We start from the raw sequence: 3,188 nt of genomic DNA on the forward strand, positions 1-3,188 counted from the left end.
CCGCGCGGAGCCGCCGGGCGTCCCCGCGGCCGGAGCCGGCGCGGCGCGGCCGGCCGCGACGGCACCGATCGACGCCCGCTCGCTCCGCGGCGCGCAGCCGCCCGGAGCCGCGGCATCGAACCCGGGCCCGGCAGCCGCCGCGCCCCCGTCGCCGCCGGCCGGCGACCCGCGCGCCGCCCTGCTCGCCGCCGCCGCCGCGCGCGCCGCCGCGCTCGAAGCGTGGACCCTGGTCATCGAGTGGCTCGTGCTCGGCGTCGAGCGCGACGTGGCCAGCGGCGCGACGACCGCGATCGCCCGCGCCGACGTCCTGCCCGGTTTGCTGCACCGGGCCGATCGCGCCGCGCGCGAGGCCGCCGCCGCGGCGCGCGCCGCGACCGGCGCCATCCCGTTGGCCGCCCGGCGCGCCTATCAGACGGCGCGCGCGCTGCGCGACGGCGGCCCGGCCGACCAACTCGCCGCCCTGCGCGCCCTGTGGCGCGCCACCGACCGCTGTCGCGCGGCCGTCGCCCTCGCCCGCGCCGCACGCGCCCGCTGACGGCGGATCGACGTCTCGGCGCGCGCCCGGCCGCGTCGTTCGCGGCGATCGCGACGGCCGCGCACCTGCCGACCGCGCACGGCCCGCGCGACGGCGCCGGCGCACCGCGATACCGGAGGACCCGCCGGCGAACGCGCGCAGCCGGGCTCGGTCGCCGTCGTGCGCGCGGCGGCGCCGGCTCCGAGGGTCACGGGCGCGTGCACACGCAGATCTCGGTTTCCCGCGGCGTCGTGCAGTCGTCGGCGGCGATCGGCGCGCACTCCTGCCCCGGCCCGTTTTCGTTGTCGAACGCGCCGAGGCAGGCCCCGCCGTAGGCCGCGCAGGCGTCGCCGCAGGTGCCGCCTGCCGTCTGCGCGTTGAACGCGCAGGTCGTCGCGGTCTGCTGGCACAGCACGTACGCCGGCGCCGCCCCGTACGTCGCGTCGCACGGGGCGCGCGCCGCATCCGCCGCGCCGCCATCGACCGCGCCGGCGTCCGCCGCGCCGTCCGGGCCGCCCGCGTCGGGCGCGGCGCCGGACGGCTCGCACACGCCGCCGACGCACTCGAACCCGGCGGGACATACGGGCTCGCGCTCGCAGCGGAACCGGGTGTCGGCCGGGTCCACGCGCACGACGCAGCCGGTAGCGACCGCGAACGCCAACGCGAGCGGGCGGATCACGGCGCGATCTTATCCGATGCCGCGGCCGGACCGGGCGCGCGCGGACCGCGGACCAGGTCCGCCATCTCCTTGATGGCCCCCGGCGAGTCGATGAACGACACCTCCAGCTCGGCGTCGTCCTTGCGCGCCTCTTCGATCCACAGCTCGAGCGCGCGGCGTGCGGCGATCAGTCCGGTCGCGCGGCCCGGCGCCTGCAGGGCCACCTGCGCGATCCCCGCGCGCCGGACGACATCCCGGATCCACCGGACGTGCTGCCGGTACACCTCTTCGGAGAACCGACCGGAATCGCCGAAACCGAACACCAGCGCGCGCGCGAACGGCAGGCGCCGGCCCGGCGGCAAAAGCAGCGTCTCGCCGCGCCGCCCGCTGAGCCTGCCGGCCTTGATCAGGCGAGACAGTCGGCCGCACAGCCGCCAATCCGCCAGGCCCGCGGCGCCGCGCAGAGGGCGCTCGTCCGAAAAGAAGCCGACCACGAGCGCATCGCCTCGCGCGTGCGCCCATTTGGCCAGCGACGTCGGCAGGAAGTGGACGGGCATGCGATCGTCAGCCCCGCGCGGCGGATGCGATGCGGTCGAGGATGCCGTTGACGAACGCGGGCGACTCCTGTGCGCCGAATCGCTTCGCGAGTTCGACGGCTTCGTTGATCACGACGCTCACCGGCACCTCGTCGCCGGTGAGCAATTCGGCGGTGGCCAGGCGCAAGATGTTGCGGTCGACGCGCGACATGCGGTCGAGCCGCCAGTTCTTCGACGCCCGCTGGATGTGGTCGTCGATGACCGCTCGATGGGCCGCGGTCGCCCGCACCAGCGACTCGGCGAACTCGCGCGCCGCGGCGTCCCCCTCGGCCCGTTCGAACGCCTCCCAAAACTCGGCGAGCGCCTCGTCGGCCGTCGCAGACGGGTTGAGGTCGAGGGCGTAGAGCACCTGCAGCGCGTAGCTGCGGGCCCGCCGACGCGCGCCGGGAGCCCCCATGCCGCTACTCGGCCGCCTCCAGGCGCCGCAGCAGGTTGGCGGTCTCGACGGCGGCCATCGCGGCCTCGGCCCCCTTGTTGCCGGCCTTCGCCCCGGCGCGGTCGATGGCCTGGTCGACCGTGTCGCACGTCAAAATGCCGAACGATACCGGGATCGGCGAGGTCGCGGCGACCTGCGCGATCCCCTTGGTCACGGACGACGCGACGTACTCGAAGTGGGGCGTGCCGCCGCGGATGACCGCGCCGAGACACACGGCTGCATCGTAGCGCCCCGCGTCGACCACGCGGCGCAATACCTGCGGGATCTCGAACGCGCCGGGCGTGCGGTACACCGCGATGTCCGCATCGGCGCAGCCGGTGCGCACGAGCGCATCGACCGCGCCGTCGACGAGGCGGTCGACGATGAACGCGTTGAAGCGCGACGCGACGATCGCGACCCGCAGTCCCGCGCTGGTGAGGTGTCCTTCGACCACGGTGGGCATCGGCCGCTAGCCTAACTCAGGTGCCGTCGCCGCGCACCGCTTGCAAGTGGCCGACCGGATGGGGGTCGACCGCGATCGGGACGCGCTCGACGATCTCGATGCCGAACCCCTCGAGCCCCGCGATGCGGCGGGGGTTGTTGCTCATCAACCGGATTTTTCGGCAGCCGAGATCGGCCAACACCTGCGCCCCGAGCCCGAAGTCGCGCAGCACCTCGCTCGGGCCGGCGCGGTGCGCGCGGGTCTCGGCCGGCTTGCGCAGTACGTGCCGCTCGAACGAATCGAGCAGACTCAGCCGCGGCTTGGGGTAGACGTACAAAAACACCCCGAGCCCCGCCTCGTCGATCGCGCGCAGGGCGCCGCGAAGCTGCGGCTCGTACGGCCCGACGCCGAACGCGTCGCCGACCGGGTCGGCCGCCTGCACGCGCACGAGCACCGCCTCGCCCCGGCGGCTCGCCGCCCGCACGTCGCCGCGCACCAGCGCCAGGTACTCGGCGTCCTCGACCGACGTGCCGTACACGTACGCCTGAAACGGCTCGCCCTCG

General features: G+C 75.7%; 6 protein-coding genes. 1 reads left to right on the top strand and 5 read right to left on the bottom strand.

Going from position 1 to position 3,188, the window contains the following annotated elements:
* The coding region (locus D6689_22140) for a hypothetical protein (GenBank protein ID RMH36624.1) at positions 1–535 on the top strand (535 nt) is incomplete at its 5' end.
* 187 nt (positions 536–722) lie between these two features.
* Here D6689_22140 and D6689_22145 read toward each other — a convergent pair.
* From D6689_22145 to D6689_22165, 5 genes are all read right to left on the bottom strand, one after another.
* Positions 723–1,193, bottom strand: a complete 471-nt coding sequence (locus tag D6689_22145; protein RMH36625.1) for a hypothetical protein — start codon at positions 1,191–1,193, stop codon at positions 723–725.
* Positions 1,190–1,729: a hypothetical protein gene (locus D6689_22150; GenBank protein RMH36626.1), complete on the bottom strand. Its 540-nt coding sequence runs from the start codon at positions 1,727–1,729 to the stop codon at positions 1,190–1,192. The genes D6689_22145 and D6689_22150 overlap by 4 nt, the downstream gene beginning before the upstream one ends.
* Positions 1,730–1,736: 7 nt before the next feature.
* Positions 1,737–2,165 (bottom strand): transcription antitermination factor NusB, encoded by a 429-nt coding sequence (nusB, locus tag D6689_22155; GenBank protein RMH36627.1) that lies wholly within the window; start codon positions 2,163–2,165, stop codon positions 1,737–1,739.
* A 4-nt stretch (positions 2,166–2,169) separates the two neighbouring features.
* Entirely contained in the window at positions 2,170–2,646 is a 477-nt protein-coding gene (locus D6689_22160; protein ID RMH36628.1) for a 6,7-dimethyl-8-ribityllumazine synthase, read from the bottom strand.
* A gap of 16 nt (positions 2,647–2,662) precedes the next feature.
* Positions 2,663–3,188: bifunctional 3,4-dihydroxy-2-butanone-4-phosphate synthase/GTP cyclohydrolase II (locus tag D6689_22165; protein ID RMH36629.1), on the bottom strand; the 526-nt coding region annotated here is incomplete at its 5' end.

The organism is Deltaproteobacteria bacterium (assembly GCA_003696105.1).
GTDB lineage: Bacteria > Myxococcota_A > Polyangia > Haliangiales > J016 > J016.

Coding starts and splice junctions, on each gene's coding strand:
- D6689_22160 (RMH36628.1), bottom strand. CDS start 2,646: ATGCCCACCGTGGTCGAAGGACACCTCACCAGCGCGGGACTGCGGGTC.
- D6689_22150 (RMH36626.1), bottom strand. CDS start 1,729: ATGCCCGTCCACTTCCTGCCGACGTCGCTGGCCAAATGGGCGCACGCG.
- nusB (RMH36627.1), bottom strand. CDS start 2,165: ATGGGGGCTCCCGGCGCGCGTCGGCGGGCCCGCAGCTACGCGCTGCAG.